The following is a 25,085-nucleotide window of genomic DNA, read 5'->3' as shown; positions in this document are numbered from 1 at the left end:
GAAGGGGCGGGGTGGGGGAACAGCCGCCCACGGTGCCAGGCGCGGCGGACCGCGTCGCCGGGCCCGAGACCGCACGGCGCGCACGGGCCGGGGGAAGCGCCCGGAGCAGGTCACGCTCGAGGCCCACACGGACCGGGCCCCGCCCAAAAGCGTCAGCGGCCCGCGTCGTACGCCGCAGTCAGCTCGCGGCACTTCTTCACGTCGTCCCCCATCGCCACCAACAGCGACTCGATCGTGTCGAACTTCTCCTGGCCCCGCACGTACGCCAGGAAGTCCACCGTCACGTGCAGCCCGTACAGATCGAGCCCCACGCGGTCGATCGCGTACGCCTCGACCGTGCGCTCCGTGCCGTCGAACTGGGGGTTCGTGCCGACCGAGATCGCCGCCGGCATGCGTTCGCCGGCCGCCGTCAGCCAGCCCGCGTACACGCCGTCCGCCGGGATCGCGGTGTGCGGCAGGGTCTCCACGTTCGCCGTCGGGAAGCCGAGTTCGCGGCCGCGCTGGGCGCCGCGCACGACGACGCCCTCGACGCGGTGCGGGCGACCGAGGATCTCGGAGGCGCCCTCGACGTCGCCCTCGGCGATCAGCCGGCGGGTCAGGGTCGAGGAGAACGGCTCGCCGCCGCCCGCCTCGCCCCGCACGTACAGGTCGACGACCTCGACGTCGTAGTCGTACGTCGAGCCGAGTTCGGCGAGGAAGGCGACGTCGCCCGCCGCGCGGTGGCCGAAGCGGAAGTTGGGGCCTTCGATGACGGCACGCGCGTGCAGCTTGTCGACCAGTACCTTCACGATGAAGTCGGCCGGTGAGAGCTTCGAGAACTCGCTCGTGAACGGCAGCACGAGCACCGCGTCCACGCCGAGCTCGGCCATCAGGTCGGCGCGCCGGTGGTGGGGCGCGAGGAGCGGCGGGTGGCTGCCCGGGCGGACGACCTCGCTGGGGTGCGGGTCGAAGGTCACGACGACCGAGGGCACACCGAGCTCCCGCGCCCGCTCCACGGCACGTCCGATGATCAGCTGGTGCCCGCGGTGCACCCCGTCGTAGGAGCCGATGGTGACGACGCTGCGTCCCCAGTCCTGGGGGATGTCCTCCAAGCCACGCCAGCGCTGCACTGTGACCGCTCCTCGCCCGAACCCGTGTACGTGATTGCCGATTACGCAGGTCTAAGACTGCCATGCCCCAGGCTCCCGGTCGGCATCGGCACCGGACCGGCTCGTGTGCCGAGGGACCGGCAGGCCGCCACGGCGGCCCATTCCTGCGGATCCACGGCCGGCCAGCGGGCCATCAGCACGGCGAAGGCGGGCACCTCGCGGGCGAGCTCGGTGAGCCGACGGTCGAAGCAGGCCGCGCCTGCGGCGGTACGGACCAGCACCAGGCCCGTGCGGTGCACCAGTGCCCGGGTCCACTCCTCGTCCTGTGCGCCGCTGCCGTGCGCCGCGGCGTGCAGCAGGGCGTCGAGGACGGCGAGGTCACGGGCCTCGTACTGCTCGTAGCGCAGCAGTACGTCGAGCAGCTCGGCCCGCAGCGGGCGGGAGGCCGGGCTGCCCGGTGCGGCGAGGACGGTCGCGAGCGAGATGCGTACGCGGGCCGGCCGTCCTCGTACGAGGTGGGTGACGAGCGGGAAGAGGACGTCCCGTCCGTCGGGTCCGTGTTCGAGGCGGTGGTGGACGTACGCGGCGGCGTGGGCCCCGCCGTCGGGGCGGTGGTCGACGAACTCGCACACGAGGGCGGCGGCCCGGCGGGCGGTGGCGGAGGTGGTGGCGGCCCGGGCGAGTGTGGTGAGGATCTCCTCCGCGTCGGCCTCGTGCCCCGGTCGCAGCAGACGGGTCCGGAGGGCGGCGAGGACGGGGCCGGGGTGGCTGGACACCGCTTCGGCGAGCGCGCCGACGGGCAGGCGTGGGTCGCCGGTCGCGACGAGCTCCAGGGCGCGTTCCAGGTGGCGGTCCCTGCTGACCGGGTCGCGGACCAGGACGGTGAGCGCGGGCCCGTAGGCGTCCCGGGTCCCGGCGAGCAGCGCGCGTGCGGCGCGCCGGAGCAGGCCCCGGTCGGCCGCGTCGGAGGTCGTGATCAGCGCGGCGTAGGCGGCGGCTGCCGCCCGTCGCCCGGGCCGGGGGTCGCGGGCCCAGCGGTCGACGGCCCGGCACATCGCGGACGGCGCGTCCTCGGCGAGCGCGCAGAGGAGTTCGGCGGCCCGGGGGTGCGGGGTGTCGGCGAGGGCCTCGGTGAGGTCGTCGGCGGCGAGCCCGTGCCGGGCGTAGAGCAGTGCCTGGGCGGCGGCTCCCACGGTGGGGCGCACGGCGGCGTCGGCCTCTGCGGCCAGGGGTGTCTCGTCGTCGAACCACCGGCACAGCAGCGGCTGTACGGCCCTGGGGGCGGCCGTCAGCCGTTCGTCGGCGAGCTCCAGGTGGCGGGGCCCGGCGGGCGCGTCGGCGGCCGGGGTGGGGGGCGGGTCGGTGGGGACGAGTCTCCGCAGGAGGTCGAGTCTGCTCGGGTCGCCGAGGGGCAATCGGGCCCAGAAGCCGGGCGGGTACGCGCCGTCCGGGCGCTCGGCGAGCCGGTGCAGGACGGCGAGATACGGTTCGGCGTCCGGCACACGGGACAGGACCTCGCGCAGGAGTACGAAGGCCCACCAGTGGGCTTCGGGGGCACTGGGATCGTCGAGCGCGTCGACGAGTCGGGAGAGCCTGGAGGCAAGGTGGTGCGGGCCGTGCTCCCGGCCGAGCAGCAGTAGTCCTTGGACGACGGGGCCGATGCGATGGCGGGGCACGGCCGGGCCTTCCTCGCCGGGTGCGCGCTGCACGAGGGAGTGCAGAGCCGCGTCGAGGTCGAGATGCGCGCCCTGGAGCCAGTCGGACAGTTCCTCGTGCACGAAGCGGTAGCCGTCGCCCGCCGGGACCAGCAGGCCCTCGGTGAGGACGGCGGACGCCCAGCCGCCCGCCCACGGGAAGAGCTCCTCGAACGCCGCGCGGTCGAGCCGCCCGTGGCCGGGCCCCAGGCAGCGCCGCGCGGCCTCGTGGGTCCGCCGGGCGACCGCGGCGGCGAGCCGGCGGACGGCGGCGCCCGGGGTCGCGCAGCCGCCTGCGGCGGTGATGCGGACCGCGATCCGCAGGCAGAGGAGGTCCAGGTATGCGCCGTAGACGTCCGCGCGGCCCGGCCTGCCGGAAGGTGCGCCGGGCGCGGCCCGGCGCACCTCCGCGAGCAGCCGCAGGACCAGCGGATGCCGCTCGTCGCCGGCCGCGACGGCGCCGGCCGCGAGGCCGTACCGCTCGCGTGCCAGGCGGGCCTGCTCGGCGGTGAGGTCCCCGAGGCTCAGCGCGGGCGGGGACGGCGTCCGGGGAGGCAGGCTGCGAGGACTGTCGCAGACCGGTGACTGCTCCGGCTCCGCGACGCCGGCCGCACCGGCCGTCACGTGCCGCCCCGGCCGGCCGACCCCGGGGACGACGCCGACGGGCACCTCGGCCTCCGGCAAGGGCGACTGCGACGGCGGCACCGGCACGGCCCGGTCCGGCCCCCCGCCGCCAGGGCCCGCGCCCGCGCGCCGCCCCCCGTCGCCGTGCCGCGGGCCGTGCCCGGCGCCCCGCGGCGCAGACGCCGCAAGGCCGCCCGGCGCCCCGACCGCGCCGGCGCGTCCGGAACCGGCCGCGAGCGTCGTCGGGCGGTGCAGCGCACCTGGCGGGAAGAGCGCTCCGGCCTTGTCCCAGTGTTCGGGGCGGCATGAGATCACCAGCCGGGCGCCCGTGCGGAGCAGCCAGTCCACCGTGGCCGATGTCCATTCCGGCAGGGCCCGTGCCGTCCCCGGCTCGATCTCCTCCAGGCCGTCGAGGACGACCAGCAGCGGCCGCCCCGCCTCCGCGGCCAGGCGCGCTGCCGGGTCGGGTCCCGTCTGCCGCTCCGGTACGGCGAGGATCCGGGCGGCGTCGCGCAGGCCGCGCGCGACGGCGTCGGCGACGGACGTGTCACCGGTGCGCAGGTCGGCGCCGCGCAGCCAGAGGGTGGGGGCCGGTTCGGGGCCGTGGGCGCGGCGGGCGGCGAGGGCGCGGAGTTCCGTCGTCCGGCCGGTCCCGGGTGCGCCGACGAGGCCGAGCACGGGGCCGGTGCCGCCCGGTCCGGTGAAGGCCGCGAACTCCCGCTCCACCTCGGGTCGTCGGACGGGCTGCGGCCAGTCGTCGTCGGGGGCGCCGGCCCGGCCGAGCGAGGTGGCGGTCAGCTCGAGTACCGCCGCCAGGTTCAGGTCCTGCCCGTAGGCGGGGGCGGTCGCGGCGTTTCTGCGCAGCAGGGCGGTGTGCGGTGCCGACCGGGCCGTGCCCAGGGGCCGTGCGAGGGCTGCCGTGGGGGCGCCCGGCGGGGGCGGGGCGGCGAGCACGGCCAGGGCCGCGCCCGTCGCGGCGTCGAGCACCGGCCCGCCGGCGGCGGTGCCCGCCAGCCGCAGGGCGTCGCTGCCGTCGGTGCCGATGGCGAGCTCCAGCACGCCGCGGTCGGCGGAGAGCACCCGCGCCTCGCGCCAGCCGCCCGCCGCGAGGCGCACATACGTACCGGGCTCCACACGTTCGCGCGCCCCGATGGGCAGGGGCGGGAGCCGCAGGCCGTCCGTGTGCAGCAGGGCGAGCCCGTGGTCGGGCAGCAGGGTGACGGTGACGGCCTCGACGGCGGGGCCGTCGCCGTCCAGCGGCAGCAGGAAGGGCCGGGGCAGCGCGTGGATCACGTCGTGGCCGGTCACGACCGTGCCGATGTCGTCGGCGACGAAGCCGGTGCCGTACGGTCGGCCGGCCGGATCGCAGATCCGTACCAAACCTGCCAGGTCAGCGCGTCCCATGCCGACGACGTTAGGTCGAAGATGATCAGTGGGAGAAGCCTCATGCCGAACGCGCCCCCCAGTGCACCCCCCGTTCACTCCGAGCGCCTGCTCGAAGGGGTGAATCAAGGGTCCGCAATGGATAGACCCTCTCCGGGGGAAACGAGGGGGACGCGGGGCGGCCGGTGGGGGCCGGCCGTCCCGCGACGAGCACAGCGGGGCGGCCGGTGCGCCTCAGCCGAAGACGGCGAGGCTCTTGGCCTTGCCGTTCCGCTCCTCCACGAGCGCCAGGAAACGGTCGTCCGGCCCGAAGACCGCCACCGGCGCACGGTCGTACGCCGGCATGTCGAGCCGTACCCCGTTGGTGAGCAGCTTGGCCCGCCGCTCGTCCACGTCCCAGCGGGGGAACGCCGCTGCGGCCGCCTCGGCGATGGGCATGACGGTCAACTCCTCCTGGAGCTGGTCGAGCGTCTTCGCCGCGTCCAGGCCGTACGGGCCGACCCGGGTGCGCCGCAGGGCCGTCAGATGGCCGCCGACGCCCAGACCGGCACCGAGGTCGCGGGCGAGCGCCCGGATGTAGGTGCCGGAGGAGCAGACCACGGAGACCACCAGGTCGACGACGGCGAGACCGTCGTCCGTGGTCGTCGCGCGGACGTCGTGGACGCGGAACGCGGAGACGGTGACCGGCCTGGCGGGGATGTCGAACTCCTCGCCGCCGCGGACCCGCGCGTACGACCGCTTGCCGTCGATCTTGATGGCGCTGACCTTGGACGGCACCTGCATGATGTCGCCGGTGAGCTCGGCGACGCCCGCGTCGATCGCCTCGCGGGTGACGCCGGACGCGTCGGCGGAGGAGGTGACCTCGCCTTCCGCGTCGTCCGTGACGGTGTTCTGCCCCAGCCTGATGGTGCCGAGGTACTCCTTCTCGGTCAGCGCGAGGTGTCCGAGCAGCTTGGTGGCCCTCTCGACGCCGAGTACGAGCACACCGGTGGCCATGGGGTCGAGCGTCCCCGCGTGTCCGACGCGGCGGGTCCTGGCGATCCCGCGCATCTTGGCGACGACGTCGTGCGAAGTGAAGCCCGACGGCTTGTCGACGATGACAAGGCCGTCGGGCGGTGCGGTGCGCTGTGTCATTCCGAGGCTTCGTCCTCGGGCTTGCGGTACGGGTCGGCCTCGCCCGCGTACGTGGCGCCGGAGGACGCCTCGCGGACCTTGGCGTCGGAGGCCCGCGCCTTGTGGAGGAGGTCCTCGATCGTCTTGGCGTTCTCGGGGAGCGCGTCGGCCACGAAGGTGAGGGTCGGCGTGAACTTGGTGCCCGCCGCCGCACCGACCGCGGAGCGGAGGACGCCCTTGGCGCTCTCCAGACCCGCCGCGGCACTGGCCCGGTCCTCGTCGTCGCCGTAGACCGTGTAGAAGACCGTGGCCTCCCGCAGGTCGCCGGTGACGCGGGTGTCCGTGATGGTCACGTGCGTTCCCAGGCGAGGGTCCTTGATGCCGCGCTGCAGCTTCTGGGCGACCACCTCCCGGATGAGGTCCGCCAGCTTCTTCGCCCGCGCGTTGTCGGCCACTGGTCCGTCTCCTTCTTTGCCTTGCATTCAGTCTTCGTCGCTGTGGAGTCTGCGCCTGACGGACAGCAGTTCCACCTCGGGCCGGGCGGCGACGAGGCGCTCGCACCGGTCGAGTACGTCAGTGAGGTGCCCGGTGTCGCCGGACACCACGGCCAGGCCGATCTCGGCCCGGCGATGGAGATCCTGGCCGCCCACCTCCGCCACGCTCACCGCGTACTTCCGCTGGAGCTCGGCGACGATGGGGCGGACCACGGAACGCTTCTCCTTCAGCGACCGTACGTCGCCGAGAAGCAGGTCGAAGGACAGTGTCCCCACATACATGTATGTCCGGATGTCCCGCCGGTTCGGGGTCTGGGGCCCTGCCGCGGCTGCTTGGCAGGGACACTCAAACGGTACACGCAACGGCCGGGGCCGATCGACGGAAATACTTCCGCCGACCGGCCCCGGACGTGCTGTGCGTCAGCCTCGCGGCTTCTCGCGCATCTCGTACGTCGCGATGACGTCGTCGACCTTGATGTCGTTGAAGTTTCCGAGGTTGATACCACCCTCGAAGCCTTCGCGGATCTCGGTGACGTCGTCCTTGAAGCGACGCAGACCCTCGATGTTGAGGCTCTCCGCGATGACCTTGCCGTCGCGGATGAGCCGGGCCTTGGTGTTGCGCTTGACCTCGCCGGAGCGGATGAGAACACCCGCGATGTTGCCCAGCTTGGACGAGCGGAAGACCTCGCGGATCTCCGCCGTGCCGAGCTCGACCTCTTCGTACTCCGGCTTGAGCATGCCCTTGAGGGCCGCCTCGATCTCCTCGATGGCCTGGTAGATCACCGAGTAGTACCGGACGTCGACGCCCTCACGGTCCGCCATCTGCGAGGCACGGCCGGCCGCGCGGACGTTGAAGCCGATCACGATGGCGTCGGAGCCCATCGCCAGGTCGATGTCCGACTCGGTGACCGCACCCACGCCGCGGTGCAGCACGCGGATGTCGACCTCTTCGCCGACGTCGAGCTGGAGCAGCGAGGACTCGAGAGCCTCCACCGAACCGGACGCGTCGCCCTTGATGATGAGGTTGAGCTGCTGGACCTCGCCGGCCTTGAGCACCTTGTCGAGGTCCTCGAGGGACACCCGGCGGGTGCGCTTGGCGAACGCGGCGTTGCGCTCACGGGCGGCGCGCTTCTCGGCGATCTGACGGGCCGTACGGTCCTCGTCGACGACCAGGAAGTTGTCGCCCGCGCCCGGGACATTGGTGAGACCGAGCACGAGAACGGGGGTCGAGGGACCCGCGATCTCCACGTTCTCGCCCTTGTCGTCGAGCATGGCGCGGACCCGGCCGTACGCGTCACCGGCGACCATCGTGTCACCGACGCGCAGCGTGCCTCGCTGGACGAGGACGGTCGCGACGGCGCCGCGGCCCTTGTCCAGGTGGGCCTCGATCGCGATGCCCTGCGCGTCCTGCTCCGGGTTGGCCCGCAGGTCGAGCGAGGCGTCCGCGGTGAGGACCACGGCCTCCAGCAGGGAGTCGATGTTCAGACCCTGCTTGGCGGAGATGTCGACGAACATGGTGTCGCCGCCGTACTCCTCGGCCACCAGACCGAACTCGGTGAGCTGACCACGCACCTTGGTCGGGTCGGCACCCTCGACGTCGATCTTGTTGACCGCGACCACGATCGGCACCTCGGCCGCCTTGGCGTGGTTCAGCGCCTCGATCGTCTGGGGCATCACACCGTCGTTCGCCGCGACCACGAGGATCGCGATGTCGGTGGACTTCGCACCACGGGCACGCATGGCGGTGAACGCCTCGTGACCCGGGGTGTCGATGAAGGTGATGGCCCGCTCTTCGCCGTTGACCTCGGTCGCGACCTGGTACGCACCGATGTGCTGCGTGATACCGCCGGCCTCGCCCGCGACGACGTTCGTCTTGCGGATCGCGTCCAGCAGCCTGGTCTTACCGTGGTCGACGTGACCCATGACGGTCACCACCGGCGGACGCGAGACCAGGGCCTCGTCGCCGCCCTCGTCCTCGCCGAACTCGATGTCGAAGGACTCGAGAAGCTCGCGGTCCTCCTCCTCCGGGCTGACGATCTGGACGGTGTAGTTCATCTCGTCACCGAGAAGCGACAGCGTCTCGTCGGAGACGGACTGCGTCGCGGTGACCATCTCGCCGAGGTTCATCATGACCGCGACGAGCGACGCCGGGTTGGCGTTGATCTTCTCCGCGAAGTCGGTGAGCGAAGCACCGCGCGACAGGCGAATGGTCTCGCCGTTGCCGCGAGGCAGCATCACACCGCCGACCGACGGGGCCTGCATGGCCTCGTACTCCTGGCGCCTCTGCCGCTTCGACTTGCGACCACGACGCGCCGGGCCGCCGGGACGGCCGAAGGCGCCCTGCGTGCCACCACGGCCGCCGGGGCCGCCGGGACGTCCACCGAAGCCGGGACGACCGCCGAAGCCGCCGCCACCACCGGGGCCACCGCCACCGGGACGGCCGGCGAAACCGCCGCCACCACCGGGACGACCCCCGCCACCGCCGCCGGGACGGCCGGCGAAGCCGCCGCCACCGCCGCCGGGACGACCGGCACCACCGGGACGACCGGCGCCGCCGGGACCGCGACCGCCACCGCCACCGCCGGGACCGCCACCGGGACGGGGACCGGCAGCAGGACGCTGCGGCATCATGCCGGGGTTCGGACGGTTGCCGCCGGGGGCACCGCCAGGACGCGGCGCCTGCGGACGGGGCATGCCGCCGGGAGTCGGGCGGGCTCCGCCCTGGCCCTGCGGGCGCGGGGCACCGCCGGGACCGCCCTGCGGGCGGGGAGCACCCGGAGCCGCACCGCCGCCGGGGCGCGGAGCGCCACCCGGACGGGGCGCCTGCGGACGCGCCATGCCGGTGGAGCCACCGGACGTGAACGGGTTGTTGCCCGGACGCGGACCGGCCGGGCGGCCACCGGGGCGCGGGGCGCCCTGGCCGCCGGCGGGACGCGCCGGACGCTCGCCGCCACGGCCGCCTTCGCGGCCACCGTCACGGCCGTCGCGCTGACCGCCGGACGGGGCCGGACGGGCAGGACGCGGACCCGGCGTGGCGCCGGAACGCGGCGCCTGCGGCGCGGAGGGCTGTGCCGGGGCGGGGGCCGAGAACTCGGCAGCGGGCACCGGAGCCGCCGGAGCGGGCTTGGCCGGCGCGGGCTTGGGACCCGGCGTCGGACGCGGGCCGGGGGCCGGCGTCGCGGGAGGGGTGCTGCTCGCCGGGGCCGGCTTGGGGGCCGGTGCGCCGGGCTTGGGGGCAGCGGGACGTGCCGCCTGCGCCGGGGAGGGCGCTGCGGGCTTCGAGGGCGTCGCCTTGCGGGGCGCGCCAGGCTTTGCTGCGGACTTGCCGGCGTTGCCGCCGGGCCCCTGCAGCGCGTCAGTCAACTTGCGTACAACCGGCGCCTCGATCGTCGAGGACGCCGAACGGACGAATTCACCGAGTTCTTGGAGCTTGGCCATGACGACCTTGCTCTCCACGCCGAACTCCTTGGCGAGTTCGTATACCCGGACCTTAGCCACTTCGCTCCTTTTAGGTCCGGGTTACCGCCGGACCGTCGCTACTTCATGGGCGTACTCATCGCGTACTCATCGAGTGCTCATCGCAATCTCGACCTACTTCCGACTCGCGAGGTACCTGACCGCACGGGGTTCCGTGCCGTACTTCTTTCTCTTTACGGTGCTGCCTGCTCGACATACCGCCGCACCGCGGCGGTCTCGAGCGGTCCCTGGGCCCGGAAGGCCCTCGGGAACGCCCGGCGGCGGACCGCCAGGTCGAGACAGACCAAGGCGGGGTGCACGTACGCACCCCGGCCGGGCAGCGTACCGCGATCATCGGGGACGCACTCGCCCTCGATCACCACGATGCGCAGCAGATCGCTCTTGGCCGCTCGCTCCCGGCATCCCACACAGGTTCGCTCAGGGCACACGCGGGCATGCGTCCGGCCAGACACGCTTAAGTCTACCTCCCCGCACCGACCTCACCCCTTGGGGGCAAGAATCGAACGGTTGTTGTCCTGATCCTGGTGAGATCCTGGGCAGCTCCCGTCATTCGTGCAACAGGATTCCGCCCCGGTCGATTCCTCAGCCCTGCTCGGCACCCTGCTCCGTGTCCGGGCGGATGTCGATGCGCCAGCCGGTGAGACGTGCGGCCAGACGGGCGTTCTGCCCCTCCTTGCCGATCGCCAGGGACAGCTGGTAGTCCGGAACGGTGACCCGGGCGGAGCGGGCGCCGAGGTCGACGACCTCCACCCTGCTGACACGGGCCGGGGACAGGGCGTTCGCCACCATCTCGGCCGGGTCGTCGGACCAGTCCACGATGTCGATCTTCTCGCCGTGCAGCTCCGCCATGACATTGCGCACGCGGCTGCCCATCGGGCCGATGCAGGCGCCCTTGGGGTTCAGTCCGGAGCGGGTCGAGCGGACGGCGATCTTGGTGCGGTGGCCGGCCTCGCGGGCGATCGCGGCGATCTCGACGCTGCCGTCCGCGATCTCGGGGACCTCCAGCGCGAAGAGCTTCTTCACCAGGTTCGGGTGCGTCCGCGACAGCGTGACGGACGGACCGCGGACACCCTTGGCCACCCGAACCACATAGGTGCGCAGACGCAGACCGTGCGTGTACTCCTCACCCGGCACCTGCTCCTGCACCGGCAGGATCGCCTCGAGCTTGTCGTCCAGCTTGACCAGGACGTTCTTGGGGTCCTTGCCCTGCTGGACCATGCCGGCGACGATGTCACCCTCACGGCGGGCGTACTCACCGAACGTGACGTCGTTCTCCGCGTCGCGCAGCCGCTGCTGGATGACCTGACGGGCGGTGGTGGCGGCGATCCGGCCGAAGTCCGACGGGGTGTCGTCGAACTCCTTGGGCTCCTGCCCCTCCTCCAGGTCGGCCGGGTCCTCCTTGGCCCACACGGTCACATGACCGGTGTCCCGGCTGAGCACCACCCGGGCGTGGCGGCGGCTGCCCTCGGTGCGGTGGTACGCGATGAGGAGGGCCGACTCGATGGCCTCGACCAGCAGATCGAAAGCGATCTCCTTCTCCTGTGCCAAGCCCTTCAGGAGCTTCACGTCGATGTCCACGGCTACGCCTCCTCTTCCTTCTTGTCCTTGCGGTTGAACTCGATCTCCACGCGCGCCTTGGCGATCTCGTCGAAGGCGACCCGGCGGGCGGTGGGCTTGCGCCCCTTCACGCCCGGCACCTCGAGATCGAGCCCCTCGTCGTCCACGGTGAGGATGCGGGCCACCAGTTCCTCGGCTGCTCCGTCGGAGTGCAGCTGCAGCTTCACCAGGCGGCCGGTGGCGCGCACGTAGTGGCGGTGCTGGGTGAGAGGCCGGTCGGCGCCGGGGGAGCTGACTTCGAGGACGTACTCGCCCTCGCCCATCGCGTCCGTCTCGTCGAGCTTCTCGGAGATGGCGCGGCTCAGCTCGGCACAGGCGTCCAGCTCGACGCCGTCGTCGGAGTCCACGGTGATCCTCAGCATGCGGCGCCGGCCCGCCCGGGAGACCTCGATCTCTTCCAGATCCAGTTCCGCGGCGCTGACGAGCGGTTCCAGCAGCCCGCGCAGCCTCTCGCTCTGGGTGGTGCTCATCCGGGTGACTCCTCGGCCGCGTGTGCTGTTGTGGGATCGTCGCGTGTCGAAGAAAGGGTAGCCGGTCGCGGGGGGTGTTGCCGTCCACCCACGCAGGGCCCGCAGGTACGCTCGCCTGCGGCGATGATCATTGCGAACCCGAGGAGACGGCCGTGGGGCGCACGGGGACGACACGCAGACGTGCGCTTCTGGCGACGGGGGTGGCCGCGGCGGGCCTGTTGACGGGCTGTTCGAGCGACACGCCCGTCTCCCGGCGCACCCGGGACCCGGCAGCCGACCGTGCCCGTGCCGAGGCCGCTCTGCGCGTGCGCCTCGTGGGCACGAGCACGGCGCTCCGGGACGAGTACGACGCCGTCATCGCCCGCCATCCGGCGCTCGCCGGCCGGCTGACGCCGCTGCGTGCGGAGGTCGCCGCGCATGTGGTGGCCCTGGCGGGACCGGCGTCCGAGGTGACGCCTTCCTCCGCGCCCGCCTCTCCGTCCGCCTCCGTCCCGGCCCCGGCCGCCGGGCCCGCCTCTCCGTCCCCCGACGGCCCGACCCCGGCCGCCGCGTCCGCCGGTGCCTCCGCCCCGGTCCCGGACGAGCCCGCCGCCGCACTGAAGTCGCTGGCTGCGGCCGAGCGCCGCACCTCGGACAGCCACACCGCGGCCCTGGCCGACGCAGAGCCCGAACTCGCCCGCCTGCTCGCCTCCGTCGCGGCCGCCGGCGCCGCGCATGAGTACCTGCTGACGAAGGGTGACGCCCGATGAGCACAGTGGACGCGCGGAGCGACGTCACGGCCCGCCTGGACGCCCTACAGGCAGCCCTGGCGGCGGAGCACGCGGCGGTCTACGGCTACGGCGTGGTCGGCGGACGGGTGGGCGACGACCGCGAGAGCGAGGCCGCCGCCGCCCACGCCGCCCACCGGTCCCGGCGGGACGCCCTGGCGCGGACCGTGCGCGATCTCGGCGGAAAGCCCGCAGCGGCCGCCGCAGGCTACGCCCTGCCCTTCCCCGTGCCGGACGCCGCCGCGGCGATACGGCTCGCCACCGTCCTGGAGGAACGCGTCGCCGGCGTCTACTCCGATCTCATACGGGCCTCGGAAGGTCCCCTGCGGCTCGAAGCCGCCGGGGCGCTGCGCGAGGCGGCGGTCCGCGCCGTCCGCTGGCGCGGCAGCGGCGTAGCCTTTCCTGGGCTCGCCGAGCGGGGCGGCCGGGACTGACGGGAAAGGGAACTGCTGACGTATGGCTTTCGAACCGCCGCAGCGGCTGGTCCGGGCACTCGGTGAGGACGACGAGTGGCTGGCGCGGCTGCCCGGGACCGTCCGGGAGACGGTGGACCGGCGGAAGCTGGACGTCGAACGGGCCGTCGCGCCGGGCGGCCGGAGCAGCCTGGTCCTTCTCGTACGGCAGCCGGACGGCACCCCGGCCGCGCTGAAACTCGCCCCGCCTGCCGCTGCGCCCGGCCTCGAGCGGGCCGCGCTTGAGCAGTGGAACGGCTGGGGCGCGGTGCGCCTGCTGGACACCGCCACGGACGACGGGCTGCTGCTGGAGCGGCTGCATCCGGAGGTATCGCTCCGGTCTCTGCCGGAGGCGAAGGCGCTGCTGGAGGCGGCGGGCACGGTGCGGCGGCTGTGGGTGGAGCCCCCGGCCGGCCACGGTTTCGAGACGGTGGCACGGCGCACCGGGCGGCAGGCCGAGGCGATGCGGAAGTCCGACGAGCCGCTCGTCGCGGCGGCGCTGGCGGCCCGGGACGAACTGGTCGCGCTCCCGCCCGAGGAGTTGCTGCTGCACGGCAACTTCCGCCAGGGCAAGGTGCTTTCCGGCGACCGTGTGCCGTGGCTGGCGGTCGGTCCGGAGCCATTGGTGGGCGAACGCGCCTACGACCTGGCGAGGTTGGTGCGCGACCGGGTCGAGGACCTCGTCGCGTCCTCCGCGGGCCCGTCGGCGGCACGCCGCCGGCTGAACAAACTTGCGGACTCCCTGGAGGTGGACCGGGAGCGGCTGCGGGGCTGGACGCTGTTCCGGGCGGTGGAGTCGGGGACACGGGCGGTGGCCGCGGGGCGTCGCGCGGAGGGGGAACTGGCGCTGGAGTTCGCGGGCTGGTTGTAGCCGCGTGAGCGGAGGCGGGTACGGGGCCGACCGCTGCGCGGAGCCCTTCCCCTCCCCGCCCCTTCCCGAAACCGGGGGCTCTGCCCCGGAGCCCTGCGCCTCAATCGCCGGCGACGCTGGAAATGCCGCGCAGCGGCATTTCCGCCCGGCTGGGGGTACTCCCCCTACGGCCTGGCGGCCGTGGGAGGGACCCCCTCCCACGGCCGCCAGGCCGTAGGGGGAGATTGAGGACACCGCGCGAAGCGCGGTACGGGTCCTGGGGGTCCCCCACGCCGCCAGGCGTAGGGAGAGGAGCCCGGTTACGGGATGGGGAGGGGAGGGGAGGGGAGAACCCCGCACTCCGGGTCAGGCGCGCAGGCGCGCCACCGCCTCCGCGACCGGAAGCTCTTCGCGCTCGCCCGTCCGCCGGTCCTTCAGTTCCAGCACGCCCTCGCCGGAGCGGCGGCCGGCCACCAGGATCTTGGGGACGCCGATCAGCTCCGCGTCCGTGAACTTCACGCCCGGCGAGACACCGGCACGGTCGTCGACCAGGACCCGCAGGCCCGCCTCGCCCAGCTGCGCGGCGACGTCGAGGGCGAGCTCGGTCTGGAGCGCCTTGCCCGCGGCGACGACGTGAACGTCCGCGGGGGCGATCTCGGCCGGCCAGCACAGGCCCTGCTCGTCGGCCGTCTGCTCGGCGAGCGCGGCCACCGCGCGGGAGACGCCGACGCCGTAGGAGCCCATGGTCACGCGGACCGGCTTGCCGTTCTGGCCGAGGACGTCGAGCTGGAAGGCGTCGGCGTACTTGCGGCCGAGCTGGAAGATGTGGCCGATCTCGATCGCGCGGTCGAGCTTCAGACCGGCCGCGCACTTCGGGCACGGGTCGCCTTCCTCGACGACCACGACGTCGAGGTACTCGTCGACCTCGAAGTCCCGGCCCGCGACGACGTTCCTGGCGTGCTTGCCCTCCGCGTTGGCGCCGGTGATCCACGCCGTGCAGGGCGCGACGCGCGGGTCGGCGAGGTAGCGGACCTTCTCCAGGCCCTGCGGGCCGACGTAGCCGCGCACCAGGTCCGGGCGGCCGACGAAGTCCTCCGCGGTGACCAGCTCGACGGCGGCCGGGGCCAGGTGGTCGCCCAGCTTGCCGAGGTCGACCTCGCGGTCGCCCGGGACGCCGACGGCGACGATCTCGCCGTCGACCTTGACCAGCAGGTTCTTCAGGGTCGCGGAGGCCGGCACGCCCAGGTGGGCGGCGAGCGTCTCGATGGTCGGGGTGTCGGGGGTGTCCAGCTCCTCGACGGGGCCGTGGTCCGCGCCCTCGACCGGGGCGAGGGCGAAGGTGACGGCCTCGGTGTTGGCCGCGTAGTCGCAGGAGGGGCAGTAGACGAACGTGTCCTCGCCGGCCGGAGCGGGGGCCAGGAACTCCTCGGAGGCCGAGCCGCCCATGGCGCCGGACACCGCGGAGACGATCTTGTGCTCGAGGCCGAGGCGCTCGAAGATCCTGATGTACGCCTCGCGGTGCAGGGCGTACGACTCGGCGAGGCCCTCGTCGCTGGTGTCGAAGGAGTACGAGTCCTTCATCTGGAACTCGCGGCCGCGCAGGATGCCCGAGCGCGGACGCGCCTCGTCGCGGTACTTGGTCTGGATCTGGTAGAGGATCACCGGCAGGTCCTTGTAGGACGTGCACTGGTCCTTGACCAGCTGGGTGAAGATCTCCTCGTGCGTCGGGCCGAGCAGATAGTCGGCGCCCTTGCGGTCCTTGAGGCGGAACAGCTCGGCGCCGTACTCCTCCCAGCGGCCCGTCGCCTCGTACGGCTCCTTGGGCAGCAGTGCCGGGAGCAGCACCTCCTGGGCGCCGATGGCATCCATCTCCTCGCGCACGACGCGGGTGACGTTCTCCAGGACGCGCTTGCCGAGCGGCAGCCAGGACCAGATGCCCGCGGCGTTGCGGCGGACGTAACCGGCACGGACGAGGAGCTTGTGGCTGAGCGTCTCTGCGTCCGCCGGGTCGTCGCGCAGTGTCTTGACCATCAGACGGGACATGCGCTGGACCTGGGCCATGGTGAACTCCTGCTCGGAACGTGTGATGTGCAGGAGGTTAGCCGGGGCGCACCGGGAGGCGGAAATCAGTTCCCCGGGCCGCTCGTCCTCCGCAGCGGCAGTGGGGCGCCCATCACGGCGTACGGACTGGGCGCGCTGGGGAACAGCACCTGGCCCGCGAGGTCCTGGTAGCCGAGCTTGCGGTACAGGCTGCGGGCGGGGCTCTCGATGTCGATCGCCGAGAGGATCGAGCGGGGCTGGTCCGCGGCGTCGGTGAGGGCGGTGATCAGTGCGCGTCCGATGCCGCACCCCTGGAAGGCGGGATGGACGTGGAGCTCGGTGATGACGAAGGAGTCGTCGAGCCAGCCCTCGGTCCCGGTGCGGCGCAGATACGGCTCGACGACGGTGGACCACCAGTGGGTGCGGTCGTTGGGCATGCCGTAGACGAATCCGACGAGCCGGTCGTCGCCCGTCGTGGCGCCGAGCGCGCGGGCTCCGGGGTTCTGCAGGTGGCGCAGCACGATGTACCGGCGGATGTCGATCTCGTCCTCGCTGAGACCGAAGGCGAGGGCCTGTACGGCGAGCGCCTCGTCGACCCGCGCGGCGAGATCGAGCGCCCCGACCACGACGTCCTGGCCGTGCGGGCCGTCCCCGGTGAGTGCTGGCATGGGCCGAACCCTACTTGCCGTCGTCCGCCGTTCCGCAGGGGGCGGTGGGGGTTCGCGGCAGCGGGTTCAGGGCGGCGTGACGGGACTCAGAACAGCACGCTCATGAAGGCGCCGACCTCGCGGAAGCCGACCCGCCGGTACGAGGCCCTGGCGGCGGTGTTGTAGTCGTTGACGTACAGGCTGACGACCGGTGACACGTCCGCCAGGGCGTAGCGCAGGACGGCCGCCATACCGGTCTCGGACAGTCCCCGGCCGCGGTGTTCGGGGGCGACCCAGACGCCCTGGATCTGGCAGGCCTGGTCGGTGGCCGCGCCGATCTCCGCCTTGAAGACGACCTTGCCGTCGTCGATCCGGGCGAAGGACCGTCCGGTGCCGACGAGTTCGGCGACCCGGGCCTGGTAGAGAAGTCCGCCGTCGCCGGCCATCGGGGAGATGCCGACCTCCTCCGTGAACATGGCCACGCACGCGGGCATGATCACATCCATCTCGTCCTTGCGGATCCGGCGGACGTGCGGGTCGGGCTCGATGTCCTCGGGCATCCGGTCGGTGACCATCAGGGGCTGGCGGGGGCGTACGTCCCTGGCCGGGCCCCAGCTCGGTTCGAGCAGCCGCCACAGCTGGGCGGTGGGCTCCGCGGGGCCGACGATGGACGAGCAGCGGCGCCCCGCCCGGCGGGCGCGGTCGGCGAAGGCGCGCACGGCCTCGGGGGTGGCGCAGATGGGGACGAGGTTGGCGCCGGAGTAGCACAGGGAGCGCAGGTGCCCGTCCGCGTACCAGCCCCACATCTCGCCGCCGAGCCGCCACGGGTCGAGCCCGGCGACCTGGACGCGGGCCGTGACGAAAGCATTCGTCACGGGCTCGCTCTCGAGGATGGCGAGCGCTGCGCCGAGTTCGCCGGGGTCGAGGACCCGGGTGGTGGTCTGCGTCAACACGAGGGCGCCTCATCACACGGTTTGCTGGTCTTGGCACTCTACCCGGCTGGTCCGGGGCGTAGCGCGCCCATGGGAGGACCCCACCGGCCGACGAGGCTCGGTGGGGTCCTGGAGGGTCCGAAGGGGCGGGTCGGGCGCCGGGCCCGGGACCCCGGAAGGGCCGGGGCGGCGGGTCAGGCGCCGGGCTCGCCCACGGCGACGACGTCCGGCCTGCCGGAGGCGACGCCGTCCTTCTCCATCTGCTCGGCGATCTTCATGGCTTCGTCGATCAGGGTCTCGACGATCTTGGACTCGGGCACGGTCTTGATGACCTCGCCCTTGACGAAGATCTGCCCCTTGCCGTTGCCCGACGCCACTCCGAGGTCGGCCTCGCGGGCCTCGCCCGGTCCGTTGACGACGCAGCCCATGACGGCGACCCGCAGGGGCACCTCCATGCCCTCCAGACCGGCGGAGACCTCGTCGGCGAGCTTGTACACGTCGACCTGGGCGCGGCCGCAGGAGGGGCAGGAGACGATTTCCAGGCGGCGCTGGCGGAGGTTGAGGGACTCCAGGATCTGAATGCCGACCTTGACCTCCTCGGCCGGCGGCGCCGACAGGGAGACCCGGATGGTGTCGCCGATGCCCTCGGCGAGCAGGGCGCCGAAGGCGACGGCGGACTTGATCGTGCCCTGGAAGGCGGGGCCCGCCTCGGTGACGCCGAGGTGCAGCGGATAGTCGCTCTGGGCGGCGAGCTGGCGGTAGGCGTTGACCATCACGACCGGGTCGTTGTGCTTGACCGAGATCTTGATGTCGCGGAAGCCGTGCTCCTCGAACAGCGAGGCCTCCCACAGCGCCGACTCGACGAGCGCCTCCGGCGTCGCCTTGCCGTACTTCTCCAGCAGCCGGCGGTCGAGGGAGCCCGCGTTCACGCCGATCCGGATCGGGGTGCCCGCCTCGCCGGCGGCCTTGGCGATCTCCTTGACCTTGTCGTCGAACTGCTTGATGTTGCCCGGGTTGACGCGGACCGCCGCACACCCGGCGTCGATCGCCGCGAAGACGTACTTGGGCTGGAAGTGGATGTCCGCGATCACCGGGATCTGCGACTTCCTGGCGATGGTGGCCAGGGCGTCCGCGTCGTCCTGGGTCGGGCAGGCGACCCGCACGATCTGGCAGCCGGAGGCCGTGAGCTCCGCGATCTGCTGAAGCGTGGCGCCGATGTCGGACGTCCTGGTCGTCGTCATCGACTGCACGGAAACAGGCGCGTCACCGCCGACGGCGACCGAGCCGACCTGGATCTTCCTGCTGACCCTGCGGTCGGCGAGCTTCGTCGGAACGGACGGAATTCCGAGAGAAATTGCAGTCATCTGCTGTGCAACCCCAAGGTGTGGATCGAGGTCCCGAGATCGGCGGGCTCCAGCACCCGAGATTACGGCACAGGAGTTCGGCCGGGCACATCGCGCACCGAAGTCCCTCCAAAAGTGACGGCCGGGCACAAAGGGTGCCCGGCCGTCATATGTCCCACGAAGGATTGCTCAGCTGATCTTCACGGGGTTGACGATGTCCGCCACCAGCACGAGCAGGGTGAAGCAGATGAAGATCCCCGCCACCACATAGGCGACCGGCATGAGCTTCGCCACGTCGAACGGGCCCGGGTCGGGGCGCCGGAAGACCCTGGCGACGTTCCGCCGCACGGACTCCCACAGCGCTCCCGCGATGTGACCGCCGTCCAGCGGCAGCAGCGGCAGCATGTTGAAGAGGAACAGCGAGAGGTTGAAGCCAGCGAGCACCTGCAGGAAGATCGCGACGATGTTCGTCGTCGGCACGTCCAGGTTCAGCACCTCACCGCTGATGCGGGCGGCGCCGACCACGCCCACCGGGGAGTCGTCCTTGCGCTCGCCGTCGCCGAAGGCGGCGTTCCACAGGTCGGGGACCTTGGACGGCAGTGCGACGACTGCCTCCGCGCCGTTCTCGATCATGCCGCCCATCCGCTCGACGGAGTCGCCGAACGACAGCGGAAGGATCTCGGTCTTGGCGGCGAAGCCGAAGTAGCCGGCCGGCACGTACTCGTCGGGGACGATCTCGCCGTCCTCGTCCTTCTTCGCCACCGTGTTCTCGATGAGCGTCGCCTGGAGGACCTTCTCGGTCCCGTCGCGCTCGACCGTGACGCTGGCGGTGCCGATGGTGTCCCGGATCCGGGTCGACAGGGTGGCCCAGTCGTCGATCGGCTCACCGTTGAAGGCGACGATCTTGTCGCCCTCCCGCAGCCCCGCGGCGAACGCCGGCGACTCGGGGTCGCCCTTCGCACACGTGTCGCGCTTCTCGCTCTGGGCGATGACGCACTTCTGCACGCCGGCGACCTCCGTGGTCTGCGTCGGCGAGCCGAAGGTCATCATCACGCCGAGGAAGATCGCCACGGCGAGCACCAGGTTCATGAAGGGGCCCGCGAACATCACGATGACGCGCTTCCACGGCTTGCGCGTGTAGAACAGGCGCGTCTCGTCGCCCGGCTTCAGCTCCTCGTACGCGGCGGAGCGGGCGTCCTCGATCATGCCGCGCCACGGCGAGGTGGAGCGGGCCTCGATCCTGCCGTCCGCACCCGGCGGGAACATCCCGATCATGCGGATGTAGCCGCCCATGGGGATGGCCTTGATGCCGTACTCGGTCTCGCCCTTGTGCCGCGACCAGAGGGTGGGGCCGAAGCCGACCATGTACTGGGGCACCCGGATACCGAAGAGCTTGGCCGTGGAGAGGTGGCCGAGCTCGTGCCAGGCGATGGAGAAGAGCAGCCCGACCGCGAAGAGCGCGATGCCCAGAATGGTCAACAGAATCGTCATGCGCGAGCCTCCGCCGTCACCTTCGCTGCCGTTTCACGGGCCCTGGCCCTGGCCCAGGTCTCCGCCTGCAGGACGTCCGCCACCGTAAGGGAAGTTCCCGGTGCCGGGGTCCCGTGCTCGGCGACCACCTCGGTGACGGTATCCATGATGGCGTTGAACGGCAGCCGCCCGGCGAGGAACGCCTCGACGCACTCCTCGTTCGCGGCATTGAACACCGCCGGCGCCGTGCCGCCCAGCTCGCCCACGTGCCGGGCCAGTCCCACAGACGGGAACGCCTCGGTGTCCAGCGGGAAGAACTCCCAGGTGGAGGCGGTGGACCAGTCGAAGGCGGGGGCCGCGTCGGGCACCCGCTCGGGCCAGCCGATGCCGATGGCGATGGGGCCGCGCATGTCGGGCGGGGTGGCCTGGGCGAGCGTGGAGCCGTCCATGAACTCCACCATCGAGTGAACGTACGACTGGGGGTGGACGACGACCTCGATGCGGTCGAAGGGGATGTCGTAGAGCAGGTGCGCCTCGATCACCTCGAGCCCCTTGTTGACCAGGGTCGCGCTGTTGACCGTGATCACCGGGCCCATGGCCCAGGTGGGGTGGGCGAGGGCGTCCTCCCGGGTGACGTCCGCCAGCTGCGCCTTGGTGCGGCCGCGGAAAGGGCCGCCGGAGGCCGTCACGACCAGCTTGCGGACATCGGCGCGGGTGCCCGCGGCGAGCGCCTGGAAGAGCGCGGCGTGCTCGGAGTCGACCGGGATGATCTGCCCGGGCTTGGCGAGCGCCTTGACCAGCGGCCCGCCGACGATGAGCGACTCCTTGTTGGCCAGCGCGAGCGTACGGCCCGCTTCGAGGGCGGCGAGCGTGGGGGCGAGGCCGATGGAGCCCGTGATGCCGTTGAGCACCGTGTGGCACGGGGAGGCGGCGAGCTCGGTCGCGGCGTCCGGACCGGCCAGGACCTCGGGCTGCGGCTCGGTGCCGTACCGCTCGGCGAGCGCCTCGCGCAGCGCGGGCACGGCGTCCTCGCGGGCCACCGCGACCGTGCCCGCGCGCAGCTTGTACGCCTGCTCGGCGAGCAGACCGACCCGTCCGCCCGCGGCGGACAGGGCGGTGACGCGGAAACGGTCGGGGTTGCGCAGGACCAGGTCGATGGCCTGCGTACCGATGGACCCGGTGGAGCCGAGGACGACGATGTCCCGGCGGCCTTCGGCTGCGTCGAAGACGAGATGCGGGTCTGCGAGGGGAGATGGGCTGTCGCTCATCCCCCCATTGTGGCCGTACTCCCTGTCCGCTCGGACAGGGAGTCCCGAAGGCGCACCGGCGGGTCCGTCAGCGGATCGGCCGGTGGACGTTCTCCTTCACCGTCGGGCCGGGGGTGGCGTCGGCGATCCAGGGACCTTCGCCACTGGCGTCGATCACGCCCTCCTCCAGCCAGGTGTACGTGCCCGACAGGACGCCCTTCACCACCTGGCGGTCGAGGTCGTCGGTATTCGACCAGAGGCGGTCGAACAGTTCCTCGACGCGGATCCTCGCCTGCCGGCAGAAGGCGTCGGCGAGTTGGTACGCCTCGCGGCCGTGGTCCCCGGACGCCCGGAGCATGTCGGCGCGGACGCAGGCGGCGCTCATCGCGAACAGTTCCGCGCCGATGTCGACGATCCGGCCGAGGAAGCCCTGCTTGGTCTCCATGCGGCCCTGCCAGCGGGACATGGCGTAGAAGGTGGAGCGGGCCAGCTTGCGCGAGTTGCGCTCGACGTAGCGCAGATGCGCGGACAGGTCGCGGTGTCCGGCGGGGTGGAACTCCGCGTACGTACGGGGCAGCTGGCCGGGGCCGGTGACCAGCTTGGGCAGCCAGCGGGCGTAGAAGGCGGCCGCGTTCGCACCGGCCTTCGCCTTCGCGGACATCGGCTTGTCCGGGTCGATGATGTCGCCGGCGACGGCGAGATGCGCGTCCACCGCCTCGCGGGCGATGAGCAGGTGCATGATCTCGGTGGAGCCCTCGAAGATGCGGTTGATCCTCAGGTCGCGCAGCAACTGTTCGGCTGGCACGGCCCGTTCGCCGCGCGCCGCCAGTGACTCGGCCGTCTCGAAGCCGCGTCCGCCGCGGATCTGGACCAGTTCGTCGGCCATCAGGCAGCCCATCTCGGAGCCGTACAGCTTGGCGAGGGCGGCCTCGATGCGGATGTCGTTGCGGTCCTCGTCGGCCATCTGGGAGGCCAGGTCGACGACGGCTTCCAGGGCGAACGTGGTGGCGGCGATGAAGGAGATCTTGGCGCCGACGGCCTCGTGCCTCGCGACGGGCTTGCCCCACTGCTCGCGTACCTCGGACCACTCCCTGGCGATCTTCAGGCACCACTTGCCGGCGCCGACGCACATCGCGGGCAGCGAGAGCCGGCCCGTGTTCAGGGTGGTCAGCGCGATCTTCAGGCCCGCGCCCTCGGGGCCGATGCGGTTCGCCGCCGGGACCCGCACCTGATGGAAGCGGGTGACGCCGTTCTCCAGGCCGCGCAGGCCCATGAAGGCGTTGCGGTTCTCGACGGTGATGCCCTCGCTGTCCGCCTCGACGACGAACGCGGTGATGCCTCCCTTGTGCCCCTCCGACTTCGGCACCCGGGCCATAACGACAAGGAGGTCGGCGACGACACCGTTGGTGGTCCACAGCTTGACGCCGTCGAGGACGTAGTCGTCGCCGTCCGGCACGGCGGTGGTGGCGAGGCGGGCCGGGTCGGACCCGACGTCGGGCTCGGTGAGCAGGAAGGCCGAGATGTCGGTGCGGGCCAGCCGCGGCAGGAACCTCTCCTTCTGCTCGTCGGTGCCGAACTGCTTCAGCGGCTGGGGCACGCCGATCGACTGGTGCGCGGACAGCAGCGCGCCGATCGCCGGGTTCGCGGAGCCGACGAGGGCCAGCGCCTTGTTGTAGTACACCTGGGTGAGGCCGAGGCCCCCGTACTTGGGATCGATCTTCATACCGAGCGCGCCGAGTTCGCGCAGCCCGTTGATCACCTCGTCGGGGATGCGCGCCTCCCGCTCGATGAGCGCGCCGTCGATCTTCGTCTCGCAGAACTCGCGCAGCTTCGTGAGGAACTCCTCGCCGCGCCGGGTGGCCTCACCGGTCGGCGTCGGATGCGGGTGGATCAGGTCGAGCCGGAAGCGTCCGAGGAACAGCTCCTTGGCGAAACTGGGCTTGCGCCAGTCCTGTTCGCGCGCCGCCTCCGCGACCTCTCGTGCCTCGCGCTCGCTGATCTTCGGGGTCTGGGGCTTGTGCAGGGGCTTGTCCGTGGGAGCGGACATGAGGCTCACCTCGCCGCGAATCGGGGACCGCCCAGGGCGTGTACCGGACGGTGCTACTCGTTCGTAGTACCCGATTCGGGGCACCTCCACCAGCCCGCGTACGGCAGGGGGAGCAAAAGGGACCCGCCGTGGGCCGCGCACAGCGTGCCCCGGCCGGATCAGCGCGCTTCCCTGCGCGCCGCCTCGTGACCACGGCATACCCGGCCTCAGTGCCGGATCAGGCCGCCGAACCGGTACGGGAGGGACAGGGCCGGTTGCCGGAACGGTCTGAGCCAGGGCGAGGCCGACGTCGTGCAACGACGACCGGCCGAGGCGGGCGACCTCGGGATCGGAGTCCAGACCGACTCGGCGGTACGGCCGTCCGGCTCAGGGCGGAGCCGGACGCCGGTGACGCGGACCTGGTAGAGGATGCCGACGTTCTGGAACTCGGGCCGGCCGGGAGATCGTGACGGCGGCGGCCCTGGACGCGGGCGTGGTGACGGACGTCGACGCGGCGACGGACACCCCGGCCCTGTTCGTCCTGCCGGGAACCGGCAGGTGCTCCCGAACGCGGCGAAGGGCTGCTGGGACGCCTCGCCGGCGTACGCGATCCAGTGGTCGTGCAACACGCTGATGGCCGGGCCGGGGGTGGAGGTGGGCCTGGCGGGATGGTGGACGCGGCACAGCGGTTCGGCTTCGACGGTCCGGGCGTCACGATGCGCTCCTGGGTCGCGAGGTCCGACTTCGGCATGGACATGAGCGACGACCAGCCGGCGTTGTCGTCGATCTGCCGGTTCAACACGACGGCAACCCCACTGCAGATGGCTATGGTGGCGGCGGCCGTCGCCGACAACGGGGAGATCGCGCACGCGTATCCGGTCAAGCGGACGACGACGTCGGGCGGCACGACGGTCGACGCCACCGGCCGCCGCAGCCACCGCCATGCGATGCGCCCCTCGACCGCCCCCCAGCTGCAGCGGCTGATGGTCGAGGCGGTCGAAGGAGGCACGAACGCGGCCACCCCCGGGGCGCGCATCGGCGGCAGGACGGGCACGGCCCAGCACGGCCTCGGCAACACCGGGACGCCGTACGCCTGGTTCATCGCCTGGGCGCAGGCGGCGGTCGCGGCCCAGCGGGCGGGGCGGTCGGCGTGGAGGACGCGGAGGCCGGCCGGGGGACATCAGTGGGGGGCAGGAGCGCGGCGCCGATCGCGAAGGCGGTGATGGCGGAGGCATTGTGGTTGGAGAAGGCGGGGCGGGCACGTCCGTAGGGGAAAAGGTGGGAGCCCCGACCGATGTTTCGGTCGGGGCTCCCGAACGTGCGCCGGTGCGGCCGGGCCGGGGTGACCGGC

At 72.5% G+C, this 25,085-nt stretch carries 19 protein-coding genes and 2 pseudogenes; 4 read left to right on the top strand and 17 right to left on the bottom strand.

The annotated features are described in order from the left end of the window. Nucleotides 1-152: 152 nt before the first annotated feature. The 9 genes from OGH68_RS26995 to rimP form a co-directional block, all read right to left on the bottom strand. On the bottom strand, nt 153-1,109 hold the full coding sequence (locus tag OGH68_RS26995) for a bifunctional riboflavin kinase/FAD synthetase (RefSeq protein ID WP_264247587.1): 957 nt from the start codon (nt 1,107-1,109) through the stop codon (nt 153-155). A gap of 41 nt (nt 1,110-1,150) precedes the next feature. Further along, nucleotides 1,151-4,810, bottom strand: coding sequence for a serine protease (locus OGH68_RS26990; RefSeq protein WP_264247586.1), 3,660 nt, complete (start codon nt 4,808-4,810; stop codon nt 1,151-1,153). Nucleotides 4,811-5,023: 213 nt separating this feature from the next. Next, on the bottom strand, nt 5,024-5,923 hold the full coding sequence (gene truB, locus OGH68_RS26985; protein WP_264247584.1) for a tRNA pseudouridine(55) synthase TruB: 900 nt from the start codon (nt 5,921-5,923) through the stop codon (nt 5,024-5,026). Continuing rightward, a complete protein-coding gene (gene rbfA, locus OGH68_RS26980; RefSeq protein WP_264247583.1) occupies nt 5,920-6,357 on the bottom strand; it encodes a 30S ribosome-binding factor RbfA in 438 nt (145 codons plus the stop codon). Before rbfA ends, truB begins: the two co-directional genes overlap by 4 nt. A 27-nt stretch (nt 6,358-6,384) precedes the next feature. Beyond that, nucleotides 6,385-6,678 carry a DUF503 domain-containing protein gene (locus OGH68_RS26975; RefSeq protein ID WP_264247582.1) on the bottom strand — a complete coding sequence of 98 codons (294 nt, stop codon included), beginning with the start codon at nt 6,676-6,678 and terminating at the stop codon, nt 6,385-6,387. Between the two features lie 138 nt (nt 6,679-6,816). Continuing rightward, nucleotides 6,817-9,894 carry a translation initiation factor IF-2 gene (gene infB, locus OGH68_RS26970; RefSeq protein ID WP_264247581.1) on the bottom strand — a complete coding sequence of 1,026 codons (3,078 nt, stop codon included), beginning with the start codon at nt 9,892-9,894 and terminating at the stop codon, nt 6,817-6,819. A gap of 152 nt (nt 9,895-10,046) precedes the next feature. Then, nucleotides 10,047-10,325 carry a YlxR family protein gene (locus OGH68_RS26965; RefSeq protein ID WP_264247580.1) on the bottom strand — a complete coding sequence of 93 codons (279 nt, stop codon included), beginning with the start codon at nt 10,323-10,325 and terminating at the stop codon, nt 10,047-10,049. 130 nt (nt 10,326-10,455) lie between these two features. Further along, nucleotides 10,456-11,451: a transcription termination factor NusA gene (gene nusA / locus OGH68_RS26960; protein ID WP_264247578.1), complete on the bottom strand. Its 996-nt coding sequence runs from the start codon at nt 11,449-11,451 to the stop codon at nt 10,456-10,458. A 2-nt stretch (nt 11,452-11,453) separates the two neighbouring features. Beyond that, nucleotides 11,454-11,960 carry a ribosome maturation factor RimP gene (gene rimP, locus OGH68_RS26955; protein WP_264247577.1) on the bottom strand — a complete coding sequence of 169 codons (507 nt, stop codon included), beginning with the start codon at nt 11,958-11,960 and terminating at the stop codon, nt 11,454-11,456. A 152-nt stretch (nt 11,961-12,112) separates the two neighbouring features. Here rimP and OGH68_RS26950 point away from each other — a divergent pair, with 152 nt between their 5' ends. Genes OGH68_RS26950 through OGH68_RS26940 form a run of 3 tightly spaced genes read left to right on the top strand, consistent with a single transcriptional unit; the run spans nt 12,113 to nt 14,050 of the window. Continuing rightward, a complete protein-coding gene (locus OGH68_RS26950; RefSeq protein WP_264247575.1) occupies nt 12,113-12,709 on the top strand; it encodes a hypothetical protein in 597 nt (198 codons plus the stop codon). Then, nucleotides 12,706-13,161 (top strand): ferritin-like domain-containing protein, encoded by a 456-nt coding sequence (locus tag OGH68_RS26945; RefSeq protein ID WP_264247574.1) that lies wholly within the window; start codon nt 12,706-12,708, stop codon nt 13,159-13,161. Before OGH68_RS26950 ends, OGH68_RS26945 begins: the two co-directional genes overlap by 4 nt. 22 nt (nt 13,162-13,183) lie before the next feature. Then, nucleotides 13,184-14,050: an aminoglycoside phosphotransferase family protein gene (locus OGH68_RS26940; RefSeq protein WP_264247573.1), complete on the top strand. Its 867-nt coding sequence runs from the start codon at nt 13,184-13,186 to the stop codon at nt 14,048-14,050. A gap of 345 nt (nt 14,051-14,395) precedes the next feature. Here OGH68_RS26940 and OGH68_RS26935 read toward each other — a convergent pair whose 3' ends face one another. From OGH68_RS26935 to OGH68_RS26900, 8 genes and pseudogenes are all read right to left on the bottom strand, one after another. Further along, nucleotides 14,396-16,090, bottom strand: a complete 1,695-nt coding sequence (locus tag OGH68_RS26935; RefSeq protein ID WP_264247572.1) for a proline--tRNA ligase — start codon at nt 16,088-16,090, stop codon at nt 14,396-14,398. A gap of 65 nt (nt 16,091-16,155) precedes the next feature. After that, complete coding sequence (locus OGH68_RS26930) at nt 16,156-16,737, bottom strand: GNAT family N-acetyltransferase (RefSeq protein ID WP_264247570.1); 582 nt, start codon at nt 16,735-16,737, stop codon at nt 16,156-16,158. An 86-nt stretch (nt 16,738-16,823) separates the two neighbouring features. Then, a complete protein-coding gene (locus tag OGH68_RS26925) occupies nt 16,824-17,666 on the bottom strand; it encodes a GNAT family N-acetyltransferase (RefSeq protein WP_264250316.1) in 843 nt (280 codons plus the stop codon). A 176-nt stretch (nt 17,667-17,842) separates the two neighbouring features. Further along, nucleotides 17,843-19,012, bottom strand: coding sequence for a flavodoxin-dependent (E)-4-hydroxy-3-methylbut-2-enyl-diphosphate synthase (gene ispG, locus OGH68_RS26920; protein ID WP_264247569.1), 1,170 nt, complete (start codon nt 19,010-19,012; stop codon nt 17,843-17,845). 168 nt (nt 19,013-19,180) lie between these two features. Continuing rightward, a complete protein-coding gene (locus tag OGH68_RS26915; protein ID WP_264247568.1) occupies nt 19,181-20,482 on the bottom strand; it encodes a M50 family metallopeptidase in 1,302 nt (433 codons plus the stop codon). Next, nucleotides 20,479-21,729, bottom strand: coding sequence for a 1-deoxy-D-xylulose-5-phosphate reductoisomerase (dxr, locus tag OGH68_RS26910; RefSeq protein ID WP_264247566.1), 1,251 nt, complete (start codon nt 21,727-21,729; stop codon nt 20,479-20,481). The genes OGH68_RS26915 and dxr overlap by 4 nt, the downstream gene beginning before the upstream one ends. Before the next feature lie 67 nt (nt 21,730-21,796). After that, nucleotides 21,797-23,755, bottom strand: coding sequence for an acyl-CoA dehydrogenase family protein (locus OGH68_RS26905; protein WP_264247565.1), 1,959 nt, complete (start codon nt 23,753-23,755; stop codon nt 21,797-21,799). A gap of 206 nt (nt 23,756-23,961) precedes the next feature. Continuing rightward, nucleotides 23,962-24,195: pseudogene (locus OGH68_RS26900) on the bottom strand (NUDIX hydrolase); the annotation flags it as partial. Between OGH68_RS26900 and OGH68_RS26895 the strand changes: the two are divergent. Then, nucleotides 24,195-25,004, top strand: a pseudogene (locus OGH68_RS26895) (penicillin-binding transpeptidase domain-containing protein); the annotation flags it as partial. The pseudogenes OGH68_RS26900 and OGH68_RS26895 overlap by 1 nt on opposite strands. Between the last annotated feature and the right edge of the window lie 81 nt (nt 25,005-25,085).

Source organism: Streptomyces peucetius (genome assembly GCF_025854275.1).
Classification (GTDB): domain Bacteria; phylum Actinomycetota; class Actinomycetes; order Streptomycetales; family Streptomycetaceae; genus Streptomyces; species Streptomyces peucetius_A.
The sequence above is the reverse complement of the archived record's forward strand: the minus strand, read 5'-3'. Positions and strand labels throughout refer to the sequence as shown.